This window comes from Glaciibacter sp. 2TAF33 (assembly GCF_052114945.1).
GTDB lineage: Bacteria > Actinomycetota > Actinomycetes > Actinomycetales > Microbacteriaceae > Cryobacterium.
In genome coordinates this window covers 219,763-239,073 of record NZ_JBFRFS010000003.1, presented here as the reverse complement: position 1 = coordinate 239,073, position 19,311 = coordinate 219,763, and the positions used below count along the sequence as shown (strand labels likewise).

Annotated in this window: 16 protein-coding genes and 1 tRNA gene; 10 read left to right on the top strand and 7 right to left on the bottom strand. The window is 66.5% G+C overall.

The window, feature by feature from the left end; all coding sequences use genetic code 11:
* On the bottom strand, positions 1-1,060 hold a 1,060-nt coding region (locus AB4Y94_RS04250; RefSeq protein WP_441725166.1), incomplete at its 3' end, for an IS481 family transposase.
* Positions 1,061-1,247: 187 nt separating this feature from the next.
* Between AB4Y94_RS04250 and lhgO the strand changes: the two genes are divergently transcribed.
* A complete protein-coding gene (lhgO, locus tag AB4Y94_RS04245) occupies positions 1,248-2,444 on the top strand; it encodes an L-2-hydroxyglutarate oxidase (RefSeq protein WP_441725163.1) in 1,197 nt (398 codons plus the stop codon).
* A gap of 86 nt (positions 2,445-2,530) precedes the next feature.
* Positions 2,531-3,337, top strand: coding sequence for a DUF1206 domain-containing protein (locus tag AB4Y94_RS04240; RefSeq protein ID WP_441725202.1), 807 nt, complete (start codon positions 2,531-2,533; stop codon positions 3,335-3,337).
* Here AB4Y94_RS04240 and AB4Y94_RS04235 read toward each other — a convergent pair.
* From AB4Y94_RS04235 to AB4Y94_RS04225, 3 genes are read right to left on the bottom strand one after another with little or no spacing between them, the layout of a single operon-like run.
* Positions 3,312-4,823: a phosphatase PAP2 family protein gene (locus tag AB4Y94_RS04235; protein ID WP_441725160.1), complete on the bottom strand. Its 1,512-nt coding sequence runs from the start codon at positions 4,821-4,823 to the stop codon at positions 3,312-3,314. The genes AB4Y94_RS04240 and AB4Y94_RS04235 overlap by 26 nt on opposite strands.
* A 3-nt stretch (positions 4,824-4,826) precedes the next feature.
* Positions 4,827-5,834 (bottom strand): diacylglycerol/lipid kinase family protein, encoded by a 1,008-nt coding sequence (locus AB4Y94_RS04230; RefSeq protein WP_441725159.1) that lies wholly within the window; start codon positions 5,832-5,834, stop codon positions 4,827-4,829.
* The gene (locus AB4Y94_RS04225; protein WP_441725157.1) at positions 5,831-7,396 is read right to left on the bottom strand and encodes a carboxylesterase/lipase family protein; all 1,566 of its coding nucleotides are present in this window, start codon (positions 7,394-7,396) and stop codon (positions 5,831-5,833) included. The genes AB4Y94_RS04230 and AB4Y94_RS04225 overlap by 4 nt, the downstream gene beginning before the upstream one ends.
* Positions 7,397-7,475: 79 nt before the next feature.
* Here AB4Y94_RS04225 and AB4Y94_RS04220 point away from each other — a divergent pair, with 79 nt between their 5' ends.
* The 3 genes from AB4Y94_RS04220 (at position 7,476) to AB4Y94_RS04210 (ending at position 9,393) form a co-directional block, all read left to right on the top strand.
* Positions 7,476-8,867, top strand: coding sequence for an MFS transporter (locus AB4Y94_RS04220; RefSeq protein WP_441725154.1), 1,392 nt, complete (start codon positions 7,476-7,478; stop codon positions 8,865-8,867).
* A gap of 15 nt (positions 8,868-8,882) precedes the next feature.
* Complete coding sequence (locus AB4Y94_RS04215; protein WP_441725151.1) at positions 8,883-9,269, top strand: MmcQ/YjbR family DNA-binding protein; 387 nt, start codon at positions 8,883-8,885, stop codon at positions 9,267-9,269.
* A gap of 51 nt (positions 9,270-9,320) precedes the next feature.
* A tRNA-Arg gene (locus tag AB4Y94_RS04210) sits at positions 9,321-9,393 on the top strand.
* Between the two features lie 126 nt (positions 9,394-9,519).
* Here the strand turns inward: AB4Y94_RS04210 and AB4Y94_RS04205 are convergent.
* The 3 genes from AB4Y94_RS04205 to AB4Y94_RS04195 form a co-directional block, all read right to left on the bottom strand.
* Positions 9,520-10,401 carry a DeoR/GlpR family DNA-binding transcription regulator gene (locus AB4Y94_RS04205; RefSeq protein WP_441725148.1) on the bottom strand — a complete coding sequence of 294 codons (882 nt, stop codon included), beginning with the start codon at positions 10,399-10,401 and terminating at the stop codon, positions 9,520-9,522.
* A 135-nt stretch (positions 10,402-10,536) separates the two neighbouring features.
* The gene (locus AB4Y94_RS04200) at positions 10,537-11,472 is read right to left on the bottom strand and encodes a carbohydrate kinase family protein (protein WP_441725146.1); all 936 of its coding nucleotides are present in this window, start codon (positions 11,470-11,472) and stop codon (positions 10,537-10,539) included.
* 105 nt (positions 11,473-11,577) lie between these two features.
* A complete protein-coding gene (locus AB4Y94_RS04195; protein WP_441725143.1) occupies positions 11,578-13,560 on the bottom strand; it encodes a bifunctional aldolase/short-chain dehydrogenase in 1,983 nt (660 codons plus the stop codon).
* A 280-nt stretch (positions 13,561-13,840) separates the two neighbouring features.
* On the opposite strand from AB4Y94_RS04195, the gene AB4Y94_RS04190 reads away from it, so the two are divergent.
* The 5 genes from AB4Y94_RS04190 to AB4Y94_RS04170 all read left to right on the top strand — a co-directional run bounded on the left by AB4Y94_RS04190 (position 13,841) and on the right by AB4Y94_RS04170 (position 19,310).
* Positions 13,841-14,890 carry a substrate-binding domain-containing protein gene (locus tag AB4Y94_RS04190; RefSeq protein ID WP_441725140.1) on the top strand — a complete coding sequence of 350 codons (1,050 nt, stop codon included), beginning with the start codon at positions 13,841-13,843 and terminating at the stop codon, positions 14,888-14,890.
* Between the two features lie 123 nt (positions 14,891-15,013).
* Entirely contained in the window at positions 15,014-16,579 is a 1,566-nt protein-coding gene (locus tag AB4Y94_RS04185) for a sugar ABC transporter ATP-binding protein (RefSeq protein WP_441725137.1), read from the top strand.
* Positions 16,576-17,604, top strand: a complete 1,029-nt coding sequence (locus AB4Y94_RS04180) for an ABC transporter permease (protein ID WP_441725135.1) — start codon at positions 16,576-16,578, stop codon at positions 17,602-17,604. Before AB4Y94_RS04185 ends, AB4Y94_RS04180 begins: the two co-directional genes overlap by 4 nt.
* Positions 17,605-17,625: 21 nt before the next feature.
* Complete coding sequence (locus AB4Y94_RS04175; RefSeq protein ID WP_441725132.1) at positions 17,626-18,753, top strand: ABC transporter permease; 1,128 nt, start codon at positions 17,626-17,628, stop codon at positions 18,751-18,753.
* Positions 18,750-19,310: an SIS domain-containing protein gene (locus tag AB4Y94_RS04170; RefSeq protein ID WP_441725129.1), complete on the top strand. Its 561-nt coding sequence runs from the start codon at positions 18,750-18,752 to the stop codon at positions 19,308-19,310. The genes AB4Y94_RS04175 and AB4Y94_RS04170 overlap by 4 nt, the downstream gene beginning before the upstream one ends.
* The last annotated feature ends 1 nt before the right edge of the window (position 19,311 follow it).

Genomic DNA, 19,311 nt, shown 5'->3' with positions numbered 1-19,311 from the left:
GGAGTTTGACGTGGGTTCCGGCGTGGGTTCGGCCGATGCCGATGTGCCGGAGTCGGCCGGGCAGGCGCAGTGTGACGGTGCCGGACTTGTCGATGCGGTCCTCTCGGACGCGGTCGTGCGTGGGGGTGGTTCCGGTGGGGGTGGCCTTGATGCGGGTGTCGTAGGCCGTGGCCGGGGTGGCCCGGTGCGGGAGTGATCGGTGCGGCCGGTGGGTGTTGTACTCGCGGGTGAACTCGTCGAGCAGTGTCTGTAGTTGGGCGATCGTGTCCGGTTGGTCGGGTTGCGCGGTGAGCCACTTCTTCAGCGTCTGCCAGAGCCGTTCGATTTTGCCCTGGGTGGTCGGATGGTTTGGTTTGCCGTTCTTCTGGACGATGCCCAGGCGGTGGAGGTCGTGCTCGAGGACGGTGCGTCCGCCGGCGTTCTTTCCTCCGGCCAGACGCACGGTGTAGACCATGCCGTTGTCGGTGAGGGTGGAGGCGGGGTAGCCGTGTCCCGCGGCGGCGGCGTGGAAGCTTTCCGCGACGATCCGGGCGGTGATCCGCGGGTGTGCGCTCAGATGCAGCAGGTAGCGAGAGTGGTCATCAAGCCAGGCGATGATCTCGGTGTCGGTGGCGGTGTCCAGCCGATAGTGGGTGAAGTCGGACTGCCAGGTCTCGTTGGGTGGGGAGGCTTCGAAGCGGACGTAGGACGATTTGGGGCGTTTGGCGGGCTCCGGGCTCACAAGGCCGGCACGGGCCAGGATCCGGTTGATCGTCGCGCGGGACAAGGTGACATGGTGCGTGTGCTGCAGGCGCCAGCCGATCGTCTCAGCGCCCGCATCCAGGCCCGCTCGGACGAGTCGTCGGCGCAGAGCGAGTACGGGCTCGACCAGCTCCGGTACTGTCGCCCCGGGAGAGGTCTTCGGCCGTTTGGAGTGCGGTTCGAACGCGGCATCGCCCTCAAGCCGGTACCGGGTCATGAGCTTGGATACCCAGCCCTGCGTAACCCCGTACCGGCGGGCAGCTTCGGACTGGGACTGACCGGATAGGACGGCCGTGATCACGAGACGCTGCTTGCTCATGCCCCAGCGTCGCCGTGACCATGCCGATCACGCGAGACATTTCATTCCGATGTCCCGAGACACCCCATTCCGATCTCCTGAACCAGGACACCACCGTCTCCGCACTGTGTGATGTCTCAGGACAACGGAATAGCCCGATATCGGCCACATTGTGATGAATGTGCCGGTTGGTCAGGATAATGTTCCCATGACCGAACGAATCGGAATCATCGGCGGAGGCATCCTCGGAATCGCGCTGGCGCGCGCACTCGTGCTGAAAGATTCAGGCGACGTGACGGTGATCGAGAAAGAAGACCGCGTCGCGGTGCACCAGACCGGTCACAATTCGGGAGTCGTGCACGCGGGCCTCTACTACGCGCCCGGGTCGCTCAAGGCGAAACTGTGCGCGGAGGGCCGCGTCGCCACCCGCGAATTCTGCCGCGACAAGAACCTGCCCTACCGCGAGCTCGGGAAACTCGTGATCGCCGTCACCGACGATGAGCTGGGCGCGCTGGCCGGCATCGAGAAACGAGCGCTTCAGAATCGCGTGCCGGGGCTCCGTCGGATCGCCGGCCACCAGCTGCGCGAGATCGAACCGCACGTGGCCGGGGTGGCAGCCCTGCACTCGCCGCACACCGCAGTCGTCGACTACACCGCCATCACCGAGGCGATGGCCGACGACGTACGCACCGGGGGCGGGAGCATCCGCTTCGGCCATGAAGTGACGGGAATCAGCCAGGGGCCGGCCGGCATCCGCGTCACGACGACGCGCGGCTCGGACGTCTTCGACCGGGTGATCGTGTGCGCCGGCCTGCAGTCCGACGTCGTCGCCTCGTTCGTCGGCGCGTCGCCCTCTCCCCGGATCCTGCCGTTCCGCGGCGAATACTGGGCGCTCGCCCCCCACCGCGAGCACCTGGTGAATGGCATGATCTACCCCGTGCCCGACCCCGCCTTCCCCTTCCTCGGCGTCCACTTCACGCGCGGGGTCTACGACGGCGTGCAGGTGGGTCCCAACGCGGTTCCCGCGCTCGCGCGCGAGGGCTACGGCTGGGGCACGATCTCGATGAGGGACACCTGGGGGTCGGTGACCTGGCCGGGCTCGGCCGCACTGGTGAGGAAGTACTGGCGGATGGGCGCGCAGGAGATCGCTGCCTCCCTGCTCAAGCCGCTCTACTTCAAGGCGGCCCGAAGATTCGTTCCCGAACTCGAGATGCGCGACCTCACCGCGAAGACGGCGTCCGGCGTCCGCGCGCAGGCGTGGGAGCGGGGCGGCGCCCTCCTTGACGACTTCGCCGTGGACCAGGTCGGCAGCGTCACGCTCATCCGCAATGCCCCGTCGCCCGCCGCGACCTCCGCCATGGCGATCGCGGACCACATCGTGCGGACCTACCTGCGTCCGGCGTAGCGGATGCCCGGGAAAGGCCCGGTCCTGGATCCCGACTTCGATGATCCCCGCCCGCCGGCGCAAGAGCGCCCTATGCTGGGTGCGTGATGGACGATTCGGTGGCCCAGGTCGCCCGCAAAGCGCGACGCAGCACCCCCTTGCGGTTCCTGGCCCGCGCCGGTTTCGCGGTCAACGGCATCCTGCACATCCTGATCGGTGCGATTGCGATTGCCCTGGCGTTCGGCAGCAGCGGCGGCGAGGCGGACCAGTCCGGTGCGTTGCGTCAGCTCAGTGGGACGCCCGGCGGGGCGTTCGTGATCTGGGCCGTGGTCGTGGGGATGTTCGCCCTCGGCCTCTGGCTGGTGCTCTCCGCGTTCCTCACGGTCGGTGCGGACGCCAAGCGGAAGTGGGGCCGGCGCCTTGCGGAGCTGGGCAAGGCGGTCGCCTACCTGGCGCTCGGCGGGGCCGCGCTGACCGTCGCGCTGGGTGGAACAACGGATGCCGCCAGCAGCGCCAGCAGCGCCAGCGCGAAGCTCCTGGCGACGCCAGGCGGCGTGTTCGTCCTGTTCGCCGCGGGAGTGCTGGTGCTCGGGATCGGCGGCTACTTCGTCTACAAGGGGGTGGCGCGGAAGTTCACCGAAGATCTCGCGCTACCGAGCGGTCCCGCCGGACGCGCCACGGTCGGTTTCGGCGTGTTCGGCTATGTGTCCAAGGGTGTTGCCGTCGGCGTGGTCGGCGTGCTCGTGATCGTGGCGGCGTTCACGCTCGACCCGAGCAAGTCCACGGGACTGGACGGAGCACTGCGTTCACTGGCCGCCCTCCCGTTCGGGATGGTCATCCTGGTGATCGTCGGCGCCGGACTGATCGCCTACGGGCTGTACTGCTTCGTCAGGGCGCGGCGGGCACGGCTGTAACCTGCTGGGCATCCTCCGGCACCCGCACGGTTCGCCACACGTCGAGCGCGATCACCCCGCTCAGGACGATGAGCGACAGCGAGAATGACGCCAACGCATCCGTCGTCCAGTGATAGCCGAGATAGACGCGGCTCACCATTGCGGCCACGATGCAGACGCCGGCGAAAAGGTAGCCGATGACGGCGCCCGTGATGCTGGCGCGCCGCGATACGACCAGGTAGGTCGCCACCAGCATGAAGTCCGAGGCGCCGAGGACGTGCCCGGACGGGAACGAGAACGTGGTGTCCGGGCCGAACAGCATCTGGTCGAGCGGCGGGCGTTCGCGTCCAACGGCGTGGCCGATCAGCTGGGCGACGATGACCCCGAACAGCATCGCCGCCGCCAGGAGCAGGGGGCGCCAGGCGTGGCGGCGCACGAATCCCCAGGCCACAGTGGCGACCAGGACGATCAGCGGCAGACCCACCGGTCCGAACACGATGGCCAGGGCGATCATCACGACCGTCAGCACCGGGGATCGGAGCCCGAAGAGGTAGTGCTGTACGTCACGGTCGAGGCCGGTCGCCCCGCCGGACAAGGCCAGGACGTTCACCAGGATCACCGTGAAGCCGGCCGCCCCGACGACGGCCAGGGCGATGACGATGGCAATCAGCCGCTGGCGCGCCGGTCGCGGCAGCGGGCGGATGTCGACGATCCACTTCTGGTGTGCGTTCCGCCAGGCATCACCGTCGCCCAGCGCGCGAACACCCCGGCGCACGGCGTCCGGCACCAGCGGGCGGCCGGGACCGAGCTGTCTCTCGCCGTCGATCTTTGCCGCGATCGGGGCCCACAGCACGATGGCGACGCCCACCCCGAGAAGGACGGCGCCGATGGTGTCGCTCAGCCAGTGCGCACCGAGGTAGATCCGGCTGAGCATCATGGCGACGGTGTAGAGCGTTCCGGCCACCCACACCCACACCCGCGGGAAGAGGATCGCCAGAACCGCGGCCGTGACGGCGGCGTTGGCGGCATGACCCGACGGGAACGAGCCGAAATCGACGACCACCGCGATCTCGTCCGGCCGTGCCCGGCCGAACGCGTGTTTGAGAACCTGCGCGAGGACTCCGGTCGCGAGGGACGCGGCGAGGTAGTAGCCGGCCGTCCACCGTCCCCGAACCCGCCAGAAGATGACGACCAGGATCACCGGCACAACCAGGGTGGCGATGACGCCGCCGCCGATGGTGCTGAGGCTGAGGGCGAGGAAATCCCAGACCGGCGCCCTGAAGTCCGACATCTCCATCATCCAGTTGGTGTCAACGGCGAATGGGGCCCCCTGTTCACGCAACGTAATGACAATGCCCAGCGCCACGGCACACACCAGCGCGGCGATGCCGCTCACCAGCGGCCAGTGGTTCGCAACCCGTTTCGATGCTTCCTTCGCCGCCTGTTCCGGCCCCGGCGCGGCAGCATCGCCGCCGGGCGTTCCGGCCCCTACCCGGTGACTCGTCATGCGCTACTCGCCGACCGGCACCCGGACGCGAAGCGCTCCCGGCTCGATCCAGGTCTTGAACGCGATCGCCTGGCCGCAGCTGTCGCCGTCGAGTTCGATGTCGGAGGCCCGTTCGAGCTTCACCACGAGTTCCCGGCCCTTGACGTACCGGAGCGCGCGCACCTCCTTGGTCAGACCGGTGACCTTCCGACCGATCTCGGTGCGCCGCAGCACGCCGTTCTCCCAGATGATCTTCCCGGTGATCTGCAACCAGCCGATCACGCCCTTGGGCCGCAGGATGACCATCTCGAATTCGCCGTCGTCGATGGCGGCCTCGGGCAGCAGCAGGATATTCGCCGGCAGCGACCCGCAGTTGCCCACGATGATCGTGTGGGCGGTCGTCCGGCGGGCCGGCTTGCCATCCAGGCTGTACCGGAAATGCAGCTGGTTCTTGTCGCGCATGGCGGTGACGAGGGCGCTCACATACGCCAGCCAGCCGACCTTCTTCTTCAGCTCGTCGTCGGTGTTCGCCAGCATCGTCGCGTCGAGGCCGAGTCCGGCCATCACGAGGTAGGCGTGCCGGCTGGTTGAATCATCAGCTCGGCGGATGTCGATCATCGCGACGTCCACGGGGCGATCTGTCCCAGAGAATGCCGCGTGCAGCGAGTGCTCGAGGTCATCCAGCGTGAGATCGAGGTTGCGGGCCAGCAGGTTCCCGGTGCCCGATGGCAGGAGGGCGAGGGACGCGACACTGCCGTGCACGGCCTCGGCCACCACCCGCACGGTTCCGTCGCCTCCCGCGGCGATCACCATGGTGGCGCCGGCCTCCAGAGCAGCCCTGGTCTGGCCCCGGCCGGGATCCTCTTCGCTGGTCTCGAACCAGAGCGTGTCGGCCCAGCCGGCGCCCTGCTCGGCAGCCACCGCGGCCTTCAACTCGTCGAGGTCGACCTTGATCGGGTTGTACACGACGGCAGCCACCCGCACCGGTGTTGTCGTTTCCTGCTGCGTTGACTGGATGACGTCGTCGGTCATGGTGCCTCATTCTCGTGCGCCTCGGTGGAAAACGCTTCCCACGCGAGCCGGCGCTGGGCTCGCGGATCGGATTCTACGCGATCACGCTCGGCGATGATGAGCGTGGTGCGGACTTCTTCGGTGTACGCAGGCCACCCGTCGCCGAGTCGCCCGGTGCACGCGAATTGCAGCCAGTTGCGGCGCATCCGCTCACCGGCTCGCACGAAATCGTCCCTCCCGCCGAGTGACGTCATGGTTCGGGCCACCAGCGTGTCGACGCGGGAGAACAGCGCGAACATCTCGATGCCGTGCGTGGCATCAAGGCCGAGCAGCCGCATGATTCGCGGTGCCACGTCGAAGCGGTAGAAGTGCACAGGGGCGACGCGCGAGTGCAGGCCCCCGACCAGGACGCTGGGATACCAGAAGGCGTAGTCGCCGGCGAAGTCGGCCGCGGCGCGCTGTTTCGCGGCCAATCCGGGATACGCCGCCAGCATCCGTGTGCGGGAGGCCGGGCCGGCGCGGAGGAAGATGGCGCTGACCCGCTCCGGCGACTTGGGCAGGATGTCGACGCGGCCGCGGAAGATCGAGCCTTCACGATCGTTGGTGCCGATGATGAGCGGCACCGGATGCTGTCGGCCGGCGCGGAAGGCATCCACCGGGTGCTCAGGGAGAAAGTCGCCATCGATCACCGGGGCCAGGCAGAACGTGCCCGGACTCGCATCCGGGGTACGGATCTGCAGCACGAGTGCGGCGGTGGTCAGGTCCGCCACGGACGCCGTTTCCAGCAGGCGGAGGGCATCAGCCTCGCCGCCGACCTGCGCCGCGAGGATCTCAACGAACTCGGCCGCCCAGCCGTCCGCGAGCTCGGTCCGGTAGACGGCGTCGGTCGGGGCGCTCTGCGCGATCGCGCGGGCGAACAGGCCACGGGCGGCGGGCGTCGCCATCAGGGTGGTCACCGCGTTGCCGCCGGCCGACTCCCCGAAAATCGTCACGTTGTGGGGGTCGCCGCCGAAGCCGCGGATGTTGTCGCGCACCCATTCCAGCGCCGCAACCTGGTCCCGAAGGCCCAGGTTGCTCTCGACCGGACGCTCGGACGTGCCGTAACGGCCGAAATGGAGGTAGCCGAGCGCGTTCAGGCGGTAATCGAAGCTCACGTAGACGACCTGCCCGCTGAGCACGAACCGTTCGCCCTGGCCGGCGAAATCCTGTGACGACCCGCTGCTGTACCCGCCACCGTGGATGAATACCATCACCGGCATACCCAGGCGCTTCCGTCTGGTCACCGTTGCCGACAACACGTTGACGGTCAGGCAGTCCTCGCTGGACGCAATCCTGGGTCCGGTCCCCTTGAACTGGCCCCGGTAGAGCTGTGGCGCCACGTGCCCATAGCGAATGGCATCGCGGATGCCCGTCCAGGGGAGCACCGGCTGCGGAGCTCGGAATCGCGCGGGGCCCACCGGGGGAGCGGCGTAGGGAATGCCCCGCCAGGCCAGCAGGCTGCCCTCCCGAACACCGCGCACGACACCGCCGGTCACCCGGACGTCCAGGCGGCTCGCCTGCGTCGCTCGCTCGGTGATGCTCACGGCCTCATCGTAAGCCCGGTCCGGGTGTGGGCGACGGGCCCCGCTCCTCCTTCACTTGTCGGGCTGGGAGGAGTTAACTGTGCTGGTGACCCCCGGACAACGCAGAGTGCTCATCGTCGCCATTTTGTCGTCGTTCGTGGCATTCCTCGACGGGTCGATCGTCAATGTCGCCCTTCCCGCTCTCTCCCGGGAACTTGGTGGAGGTCTCCCGCTGCAGCAGTGGGTGGTGGACGGCTACCTGCTCACGATGGGCGCCCTGATCCTGGTGGCCGGGTCTCTTTCGGACACGTTCGGGCGGATCAGGGTGCTTCGCGCCGGACTGATCTGGTTCGGGATCACGTCGCTCGCCTGCGCCGTGGCGCCCTGGGGAATCGCCCTGGTCGTCGCCCGCGTCCTGCAGGGGGTGGCTGCCGCCCTGCTCGTCCCCAGTTCGCTGGCGCTGATCACGTCGACGTTCAGCGGGGCGGCACAGGGGCGGGCGATCGGGGTGTGGACCGGCTTCACCGGAGCGGCGGGCATCGCCGGTCCCCTGTTGGGCGGCGTCCTCGTCGACACGTTGAGCTGGCGGTGGGTCTTCGCCATCAACGTGGTCCCGATCGCTGTCACCCTGTTCGTGATGGCGAAGATCCGGGAGCCGCACCGCACGGCGTCGGTTTCCCGGGTGGACCTCTGGGGGGCCTGCCTCGCCGCCGTCGGGTTGGGTGGCCCCGTCTACGCGCTGATCGAGCAGGGCCGCCTCGGCTGGGGGCATCCGGCTGTCTTCGTTCCGCTGGCCGTGGGGGTCGTCGCGTTCGCTGCCTTCATCTGGTGGGAGGCGCGGGCCCCGCACCCGATGATGCCGCTCGCGCTCTTCACGGTGCGCAATTTCTGGGCCGGAAACCTCGCCACGGTCGGGGTCTACGCGGCCCTCAGCCTCGGCTTCTTCCTGTTCGCGCTGTACCTGCAGGAGATCGGCGGTTACTCGGCGACCATCGCGGGGCTGGCCGGTATTCCAGCGACCCTGGTGATGCTCGGCTTCGCCACCCTGTTCGGCACCTTGGCGGGCAAGTACGGGCCACGCCTGTTCATGACCATCGGTCCGGTCATCGCCGGGTCCGGCTTCCTCGTGTTCCTCACGGCGACCCCGCCGATCGACTTCTGGTTGAACGTTCTCCCCGGCATCCTCCTGGTCGGGCTCGGGCTCTCGGTCACCGTCGCGCCGCTGACCGCCGCGGTGCTTGGCTCCATTCACCCCGACCAGGCCGGAATCGGTTCGGCGATCAACAACGCCGTCTCCCGGGTGGCCGGCCTCATCGCCATCGCGATGGTGGGCGGGATCGTCGGCGGAGTCCTCACCGTCGACGGTTTCCAGCGGGCGATGGTCGTTACCGCCGTGCTGATGTTCGCCGGCGGCGTCGTCTCCTGGTTTGGGATCCGCACCGCGGTGCCGGCAGCGGGTGCCGCGGTGCCGGTCGTGCCGGAACTGGGCTGACGGGAGTGTGGTGACATGGAACATCCGCTTCTCTTCGAACCGGCGGACCCGCTGCTGCAGCGGATACGCGAGCTGTGCCTCGCGTTCCCCGAGGCGGCTGAGGTGCTGTCATGGGGCCGTCCGACGTTCCGCGCCGGCAGGAAGATCTTCGTGACCGCCGGATCGAGCATGGACCGCCCACACTCGATGGTGTTCAAGCCGGACCCGGAGGAACGCCTGGCGCTGATCGAGGATCGACGCTTCTTCGTGCCGCCCTATTTCGGTCCCGCCGGCTGGCTGGCGATCGACTTCGATCGACCGGACACCGATTGGGCCGAACTCGCCGAATTGGTGGAGACCTCCTACCGGCAGGTAGCGCTGAAGCGCCAGCTGATCGTCCTTGAACAGGCACGCCCTCGTTAGCTGATATAGTTTCTAAGTTGTCACAGAGCGTTTCGCTCCGGTTGACAGCATGCGCCCGTAGCTCAACGGATAGAGCATCTGACTACGGATCAGAAGGTTGGGGGTTCGAATCCCTTCGGGCGCACAGTGAGACCCCTGCAGCCATTGGGATTGCAGGGGTCTTGTGTTTGCCGGGAAGGCGCCCGCGATCGGACGCGGCATGCTCGAGTGACCGCCCCGGCCGCGGCGAGAAGCACCCGTGGGGTTCTCGTCAGCTCGCCACGAGCACGGTGACACCGGCCTCTTCGAAGCTCTTGATGACCGACGCGTCGACCTTATCGTCGACAATCACGTGGGTGAACTCGTCGATGCCGCCCAGGCGGTGGAGGGCGCCGTGGTCGATCTTGCTGTGGTCGACCAGAAGCACGCGCCGCTGCGCCGACTGCATCATGGCGCGCTTGGCGGTGACGATCCGCTGATCCTGATGATAGAGATCGAGGCCCCTCACCGCGGAGGTCGACGCGAAAAGCACGTCGGCGTAGAGGTCGGCGAGGCTTCGCTCGCACATCATCCCGAGGAACGATTGGTACCGGGGAGCGTACTCACCGCCCAGCCCGATCAGGTTGATGTCGGGGTGATTGCTGACCTGCTGCATTGCCGGCATGAAGTTCGTGATGATCGTCAGCGGCGGCCGGGTCACGAGGTGGGGCACCACCTCCAGCGAGGTCGTCGAATCGTCGACGATGACGACGTCACCCTCCGAGACCAGGTCTGCCGCGACGCGGGCCATCTTCCGCTTCTCCTCGACCGCGCTCATCGCGCGAAACTGCAGGTCGCTCTCGAACTGGGTGGAACGGTGAGCGGATGCACCACCGCGCACCTTCCTCAGCGTGCTCATCCGCTGCAACTCATCGAGGTCGCGGTGCACGGTCATCCGGCTCACCCCGAGCTGCTCGGTCAAATCGTCCACGCTGACGAAACCGCGCTGATTGACGACCTCCCCGATGAGGTTCAGCCGTGCCGCTTTGCTGCGGCCGTGATTGGTGCGGACCGCCGGTTCCTCGGCGTGGTCACCCGTCGGCTCGGGACGGCTGCCGTTCAGCCCGGAAGGGGTGCCATCTGGTCGGGTGGACCCGCCGTTGGGCTCAGTCATGGCTCACGGCTTCGCGTGGCGGTATCATCGGCGATCCTTCCTGCCATAGTGGGTGACTGCCATAGTCGGCGACTACAGCGTCGGCGCCGTATCGATAGCTTGGCACACCTGAAAGCCGGGGGGCGCCGACTCCGCTCACGCGGCGGAGGCCAGTCGCGGCTGATTGCGCTGGAACGCCTTCACCTGCTCGCGGTCCACGATTCCGGCGTCCGAACCGAGTCCCGTCGCGACCAGGCTGCCGCAGGCGAGGCCGCGCTCGGCCGCATCCACGACGTCGAGCCCGTCGAGGATGCCCGAGATGAGCCCGGAGGTGAACGCGTCACCGCAGCCGGTGGTGTCGACGACGTCGATGGCATAGGCGGGCAGCACGGTTTCCGGCCGCCCATTTGCGGCGATGCTCACGCCGTCCCCGCCCATGGTCAGCACGGTGTGGCCGACGCCTTGGCCGTGCAGCCAGGAAACGATCTCAGCGCGGTCCTCGCTCCCGACCAGCCAGCCGGCCTCCTCGATATTCGGCAGAAGGTAGTCGACGTACTGGAGCGAGGGACCGATCAGGTCCTGGGCGTCGGGGCGAGGGCTCATCAGGAAGTCCATTGTGACGATCAGCCCCAGTTCCTTGACCCGCTTGAGTACGCGGGCCATGGGCGCGCCGTCAAGCCCGGGCAGGATGAACGCGCCACCGAGGTGGAACACCTCGGCCTGCTCGACCACATCCCACGGTACGTCCGACTCGGTCAGGCCGGCGTTGGCGCCGATGACATGGAGAGCGGGACGCGACCCGTCCAGCCGGATCGGCAGGAGACTGGCCGAGGTCTGGCGCTCCGGATCGACCACCAGGTTGTCGGTGTTGACCCCGTAGCGGTTCATGGTCGAGCGCACGAACTGGCCAATCGTGTCGTCGCCGATCCGCCCGACTGTTGCGACCTCGACGCCGAGCTTGGCCAGGTTCACCGAGGGCGCCGCGGCGGTGCCGGCGACGGTGAACTTGATCTGCTCGATGAATTCGAGATGTTGACCGGGCGGAACGGCCGTGAAAGGCCAGCCCAGGGCATCGGCGATATGCGCTCCCATGGATACGACTCGAGACGTCATTGTTCCTCCGCGTTGCTCCGTCGCGCGTTCGCCTGTTGTGAACGCGCGTTCCTCTGGTATGAATGCACTGTAGGGCGCGCTTTCCTAGACGACGCGGTCATTGCCGCCGTCGACGGGAACCTGGGCGCCCGTGGTCGACTGGAAGGTCGCGGTGCACATCGCTCCGACCATGCGTGCGACGTCATGACTGGTCACCTCGGTGGAGAGCAGATTGCGGCGCTTGTAGTCGTCGATGCTGACAGCGTACTTGGCGGCCCGCTCCGCGAGGAGCCCAGGCGTCCAGAGGGCGGTGTCGAACACCGCGTCGGGGTGCACGATGTTCACTCGGATGCCGTCGCCGGCCCACTCGAGGGCCGCCACCCGGGTCAGCTGGGTCAGGGCCGCCTTCGAGGCCGAATATGCCGCTGCGCCGGGTCCCGGGGCGGCCACGTTCTTCGATCCGACCACGACGACGCGCCCGTACGTGGCCGAGAGGGCGAGCAGGGGGTGCGCCTTCCCGAACAGGGTCTGCACCGAATCGACGTTGATCGCGAAGGTGCGCCCCCAGGACGATCCGCCGATTCCGGTGATCGGCGCACTTTCGGCGAAGACGCCGGCCGCGACCACGAGCATGTCGAGGCCGCCGAAGCGTTCAACCGTGCGGCTGAGGGCGTCGGCGATCGCGTCGCCGTCGCGCACGTCGACCGGGATGCCCAGCCAGGACGGCCCGGCGAAGGTCGACTCGACGTTCGTGGAGATGTCGATTCCCACGACGCAGGCACCCAGCTCGAGCAGGTGACCAGCGATGGCGCGCCCGATGCCGGATGCGGCTCCGGTGACGAGTGCGATCTGCCCAGTCAGCACGCCACCAGCGCCACCGAGCCGCAACTTGGCCTGCTCGAGATCCCAATACTCGACGTCGAACAGGTCGCTTTCGTCGAGCGCGGTGTATCGGCCCAGGCGTTCGCTGTCATCGATGATGTCGAAGGTGTGGAGAGCGATATCGCGCACGATGTCCGCATCCTTGGCGCTCTTCCCGGTCGTGAACAGTCCCTCGTTCCGATCGAGGATGAACCGGGGAGTCGGGTCGATCATGGCGAGCGGCTCGGCCGATCGGCTCTGATTGCGCTCAAAGTAGTCCACGTAGTCGCGCACATAGGCGTCGATGTCGGTCCCGATCAGCGGAACGCGCTTGGTGCGGATGATGTGGTCCGGCGTGGCCGGGCCTCGCGTTGCGATCTGTTCCAGGTTCTCCTGGGCAACGAAAGCCGCGACGCGTTCCCCGGTGTGCCGGCTGACGATCATCGGCCGTCCGGCGTGGGCGGAGATCGAGTTGCGCATGCGTGCGATCTGCTCCGGTGTCCACACCGGGCGAAGCGGGGCGATCGGCCCTGCCGACTGACCGCTGGGCCGGGTGCCGGCCGCTTCCCGCAGCGCGTCTTCGGCGGCCGTGATGAGCTCGATGTGGCGGCTGTATGCCTCTTCCATCGTGTCGCCGAAGGTAAAGAGCCCGTGGTTCAGCAGGATCATTCCCACGGTGTCCTGGGTGGCCAGTTGCGGCCAGAGCTCATTGCAGAGCCGCGCGAGGTCGAATCCCGGCATAACGTAGGGGATCACAACCACGCGCTCACCGAACACCTCGTCCACGGCCGCCGCGGGCTCTGGCTGGTTGGTGAGCGAGACGATCGCGTCGGCATGCGAGTGCAGCACCGCGCGATACGGCAGCATCGCGTGCAGGAGCGATTCGATCGAGGGGTCGGGCGAGGACGCGTCCAGGCGCGCGCACCGCAATTCGTTGACCAGCGCGGGATCGCTGATGGCGTCGACGGAGAGCAGTTCCGTGAGCCGGCTCATCCGGAGCGGCGTGAACCCTGCGGGCTCGATGGTGGCCATGTCCCACCCGCTGCCCTTGACGTAGAGCACGTCGACGGAGACGTCGGTGACGTCCGTGATCGTGTCCTTGATCGAAGAGTTGCCCCCGCCGTGGAGCACGAGTGACTCGTGGGCGCCGATCGTTCGGGATCCCTGCACGCACTCGTCCAGTGCACTCTGCTCGGCGGATGTGGATGTCTCCCACAGGCTCTTCAAGGGAACTCCTTCGTTCTGCGTGGCGGTCGCCACCGGCTGTTGAACCGCGAATCGTTACGGATCACGATGATGTAACAGAACATATCAGACTTGTCACAACTAGCTATGGAGGCGAGCGATCACCTGCATGGAGAGCGTTGCGGTTCTTGCATCGCAAAAAAGCGAGATATCTGCGGTGAAAATGTGGTTTACTGTTACAATTCTCTCGGTAAGTGTGATCGCCCGAGGGTGCTGTAACAAATGTCTTGTAACACACAGTGGAGTTCAAAGGAGAGCAGCAATGAAGCGAATCAACAGGCTTCTCGGCCTCACGGCCGCCGCAGCAATGACCATCGGCATCCTTGCCGGATGCGGAACAGTCGGTGACACCGGCGGCGCAAGCGCGGCCGGCTCCGGGGATGGCGTCTTCAAGATCGCGACGGTCTCGAAGGTCGAAGGCATCTCATGGTTCGAGGCCATGCGCACCGGGGTCGACCAGTTCAACGACGACAACAGCGATGTGGTGAAGGCGTGGCAGACCGGCCCGGACTCGGGTGACCCGGCCAAGCAGGTGCAGATCGTGGAAGACCTCATCGCGCAGGGCGTCGACGCACTCGTGGTCATCCCCAACGACCCGCAGTCCATCGCTCCCGTGCTGAAGAAGGCCCGCGATGCCGGCATCGTCGTCATCACGCACGAAGCCCCGGCGCTGGCCGGCACCGACAGCGTCGACTACGACCTTGAAGCATTCGACAACGCGGAGTTCGGCCAGAAGATGTTCGAGCAGTTGGCCACCCAGATGGGCGGTAAGGGCAAGTTCGTCGGTGAAGTCGGCTCCCTCACCAGCGAGACCCACATGGCCTGGTACAACGCCGGAGTGTCCTACCTGAAGAAGAACTACCCGGACATCACCGCGGTCTCCGACCAGCCATACGAAGATGACAACGACGACTCGAAGGCACGCGACAACGCGCTGGAGATCTTGAAAGCGTACCCGGACCTCGGCGGCTTCATCGGCACCTCCGTCTCGGCCGGCGCGAACTTCGCCGCAGTGCTCAAGGAGAAGAATCTGACCAAGATCGCCACCTCGATGCTCAGCCTGCCGTCCGTTGCCGGCCCGTACCTCGAAGAGGGCGTTGTGGGCTCCGCTCAGGCCTGGAACCCCGCCGGCGCTGGCTACGCGGCCAACGCGGTTGCGCTCAGCGTGCTGCAGAAGAAGGCGCTCAAGACCGGGGCGGACCTCAGCTTCGAGGGGTACGACAGCGTGACGGTCGACGGAAAGCTCATCACCGGTTCGGCGATCCTCATGATCGCGAAGGGGACCTTCCCCGCGGACAACTACCCGTTCTAACCGGATGTCCGGTGGTGGCGTCGTCAGCGATGGCGCCACCACCGGTTCGGTGACCTCGGGGTCACCCCTCCACAGAGCGACCATGGCCGCTCGACTTTTTCACTACTCACGAATAGAGCGATCATGGGAAAACCGATTCTCGTAGCGGAGAACCTCTCCATTGCATTCGGAGGGGTCACCGCCCTCGAAAACATCAACCTCACCATCGGTGAGGGAGAGATCCTCTGCCTGGCCGGGGAGAACGGCTGCGGCAAGTCAACGTTCGTCAAGATCGTCTCCGGCGTGTACGTCCCCGGGTCGGGCACCGTGACGATCGACGGAACCCGCGTCGATCACCAGGGCCCGCGGGCGGCGATCGGCGCCGGGGTGCAGGTGATCTACCAGGATCTCTCCCTCTTCGACCATTTGACCGTCGCAGAGAACATCGCCATGAACCGGATGATGCACGACGGATCCCGGTTCGTTAATGCCAGGGCCATGCGGGCCATTGCAGCGGAGCAGCTCGCCCGGGTGGGCGTGGAACTCCCCCTTGACGATCGGGTCTCCACCCTTTCCGTGGCCAACAAGCAGCTCGTTGCCATCGCCCGCGCGCTCAGCATGGACGCGCGCATCCTTTTCATGGACGAGCCGACGACGTCGTTGACGACGAACGAGGTCAAGCGCCTTCTCGAGATCGTGCTCGAGTTGAAGAAGAGGGGCCTCTCCATCGTCTTCATCAGCCACAAACTCGACGAGGTCTTTGCGATCGCGGACAACATCACGATCTTCCGTGACGGCCGCAAGGTGGGCGACTTCACCGCCGCCGAACTCGATGAGGAGTCGCTGAGCTTCCACATGACCGGCCGCCGCGTTTCCTACGCCCGCTACCACCGGCAGGAGAGCGACAACGCGCCGCTGCTCGAGGTGAAGGGTCTGGGCCGCACCGGCAACTACGCCGATGTGAGCTTCGACGTGCGCAAGGGCGACATCCTCGGTCTGACCGGCCTCCTCGGCGCGGGCCGCACCGAGATCGCGCTCTCGCTCTTCGGGTTGAATCCTCCCGACTCCGGCCAGGTGTTGGTCGGTGGCCGACTCGTGACGATCGGTTCCCCGTGGGAGGCAATGGATCTCGGCATCGCACTGGTGCCAGAGGACCGCAAGACCCAGGGGCTGTTCGGCGCCCAGTCCATCCGCACCAACGTCTCCTCCAACGGCCTCGAATCGGTGCGCACCCGCGCCGGGCTGATCGACGGCACCGCCGAGCGGGCGCTCGCCCAGGCGACCGTGAACGAAATGAACGTCAATAACAAGAACATCGACACTCTCGTCGAGAACCTCTCCGGCGGCAACCAGCAGAAGGTGGTCATCGGCAAGTGGATCGCCCGTAAGCCGACGGTCTTCATTCTCGACAGCCCGACGGTGGGCATCGACATCGGATCCAAGCAGGAGATCTACGACCGCATCCACGCCCTCGCGGCCAGTGGCATCGGCGTCATCCTCATCTCCGACGAGCCGGAAGAGATCATCGCGAACTGCAACCGGGTCATCGTGATGCACGAGGGTGCGGTTCTCGACAGCTTTGAGGAGAACGATCTGCGGGCGCCCGAGTTCAAGGAGCGTCTCGCCACGATCATCGGCGATCCGACCGCCCACGTGAAACACGCCCCAGCCGCCCTCGCGACCGCGGCAACCGGAGGAGAACAGCGATGAAGAAGTCACCATTCCGCGCGGTCTTCAACCGGCCGTCCACCGCGATGGAAAAATACCTGCTCGCCATCATCGTCGCCTACATCGTGATCGTGGCGATCAAGAACCCGCTGTTCTTCAGCGTGGAGACCTTGTTCGACATGCTGCGGAGCGGCTCAGGCGTGATGTTGCTGGCGATCGGCGTGCTGATCGTGCTGGTCTCCGGCGGGATCGACGTCTCGTTCACGGCGATCGCCGTCGTCTCGGGGTACAGCTCGGTGCGGCTGATGATGGCACTCGGCATCGACAACATCCTGTTCGCCTTCGTCGTTGCCGTGGTGGTCGGCTGTCTCCTCGGCGCAATCAATGCCCTGATCATCTACTTCTTCAGCCTTCCGACACTGATCGTGACCCTGGGAACGGCCAGCGCATACCACGGGCTGATGGCCACGGTGCTCGGCACCAAGTCCTTTCCCACTGCCGCGATGCCGAAGTCGCTTGTCGCCTTCGGGTCGAACGACCTCCTGGTCATCGACTCGGACTCCGGCCGCTACGGACTGACCGTGTTCCTGCCGATCGTGATCGCGGTCCTGGTCATCACGTGGTTCATCCTCTACCGCACGATGCTCGGGCGTCAGGTCTTCGCCGTCGGCAGCAATGAGGAATCGGCTTCCCGCCTCGGAATCAACATCTTCCGCACCAAGCTCTTCGTCTACTCCTACTCGGGGGCGCTCTCAGGCCTGATGGGAATCATCTACTTCAGCGAACTGAAGTATGTGAACCCCGTCTCCCTGGTCGGCACGGAACTCATGATCATCGCCGCGGTCGTCATCGGTGGCGCGAAGCTCACCGGCGGCGAGGGAACCCTCCTCGGCACCATCCTGGGCGTCGCCGTCGTGCAGCTGTTCCAGTCGACGCTCGTGTTCCTGGGTCTCGGCTCATCCTGGAACGACCTCTTCTTCGGAGGTGTGCTGCTGGTGAGCCTCGGCGTCATGTACTACCGCCAACGTCTGCAAGACAAGAAGAACCTCGTCTTTGCGACGAGCTAACGACCGCAGGGAAGAGAAATCATGAACGCAATCGCTCGCCTTGTCGAGAAGGACAAGAACCTCTCCGTGCTGATCCTGATGACCGTCGCGACCCTGCTGGTGCTCGTGTCGCTGCTCGGCGGGCGGTTTCTCTCCGCCGGAAACCTGCAGTCGATGTCGTCGCAGGTCAGCGAGTTCGGCTTCCTCGCGCTGGCCATGGGTATCGCCATGCTCACGGCCGGAATCGATCTCTCGATCGTCGCCGCGGCGGTGCTGGCCGGGATCATGGGGGCGCAGGTCATGAGCGGCCAGCTCGTGCCGGTTACCGCCGCCAATGCGCCCGTCCTAATGGTCGTCGGCATCGTCGTCTCGCTCGTCACCGGTCTGCTCTGCGGACTGCTGAACGGCATCCTGATCGCCAAGCTGTCCGTCCCGCCGATCCTCGCGACGCTCGGCACCATGATCTTGTTCACGGGTGTCAGCATGGTCGTCACCAACGGGCAGAGTGTCCCGGTCGCCGTGACCGCCTTCTCCAACCTCGGGGCGTCCACAGTAGCGAACGTGCCGCTCATCTTCATCCTGATGGTCGCGGCCTACCTCGTCGTCGGCTTCGTGCTGAAGCGCACGCGGTTCGGTCGCCAGGTCTACCTCTTCGGAGAGAACAGCGCTGCGCTGCGTTTCTCCGGGGTCAGGAACGACCGCGTCATCATCATGACGTACATGCTGATCGGCCTTCTGGTCGGTATCGCTGCGATCATCATGGTCTCGCGGGTCAACTCGGCCCGGGTCGGGTTCGGCGAGTCCTATCTGTTGCAAGCGATCCTGGTGGTCGTGCTCGCCGGCTTCAACCCCTACGGCGGCCGGGGTCGCGTCATCAGTGTCGCGCTTGGACTTGTCCTCCTGCAGTCGTTGCAGAGCGCCTTCACGATCCTGCAGTTCAACCCCTATGTCAAGAACCTCATCTGGGGCTCGATGCTGCTCCTGGTGATGATCGTCAACTACTACGTGGCGCGCTGGAATCCGCGGAAGGCCGGCGCGCGAGCCGCCTTGCCCGGCGCGGGAACCGCCGGTGGCACAGGCAGCCCAGACGCAACCGGCGCCATGCCCGCCGTGGCGTCCCCGGCCGGTGAGCGGGCCCCCGACCCCGTCTCCATGGGCGGCACGCGATGAACTCGTTCCCCGGGAACATCGCGACCATCACCACCGAGCTGGCCGACACTCTCGCCCGGGTGGACCCGCATCAGGTCGACCGCGCCGTCGACGCGATCCTCTCCGCGGGAAGCGTCTTCGTCATCGGCGTCGGCCGCGAGGGACTCGCGGCCAGGGGGTTCGCGATGCGACTGGCGCACCTCGGCCTGCGGGTGCACTGGGGCTGGGACGACACGACGCCCGCCGTCACGGCGGATGACACGATGATCATGGTGAACGGATCCGGCTCGATCGGCCACCTCGATTACGTCTTCGCCCGCGTTCGCGCTGTCCGGGCGACCACGGTCGTCGTCACAGCGATCGCCGAGGCCGAGACTCCCCGCGCCGCCGATGTCGCGCTGGTCGTGCCGGCCACCGTGTATCGCGGGGACGGCGACCTCGTCGCATCCATCCAGCCGATGGGAAGCTTGTTCGAGCAGTGCACCCAGCTCGTCTTCGACGCGGCGGTGCTGCAACTGACCGACCGACTGGGCCTCGGCTTCGCCGATCTCGCCGCCCGGCACCGCAATTTCGAGTGAT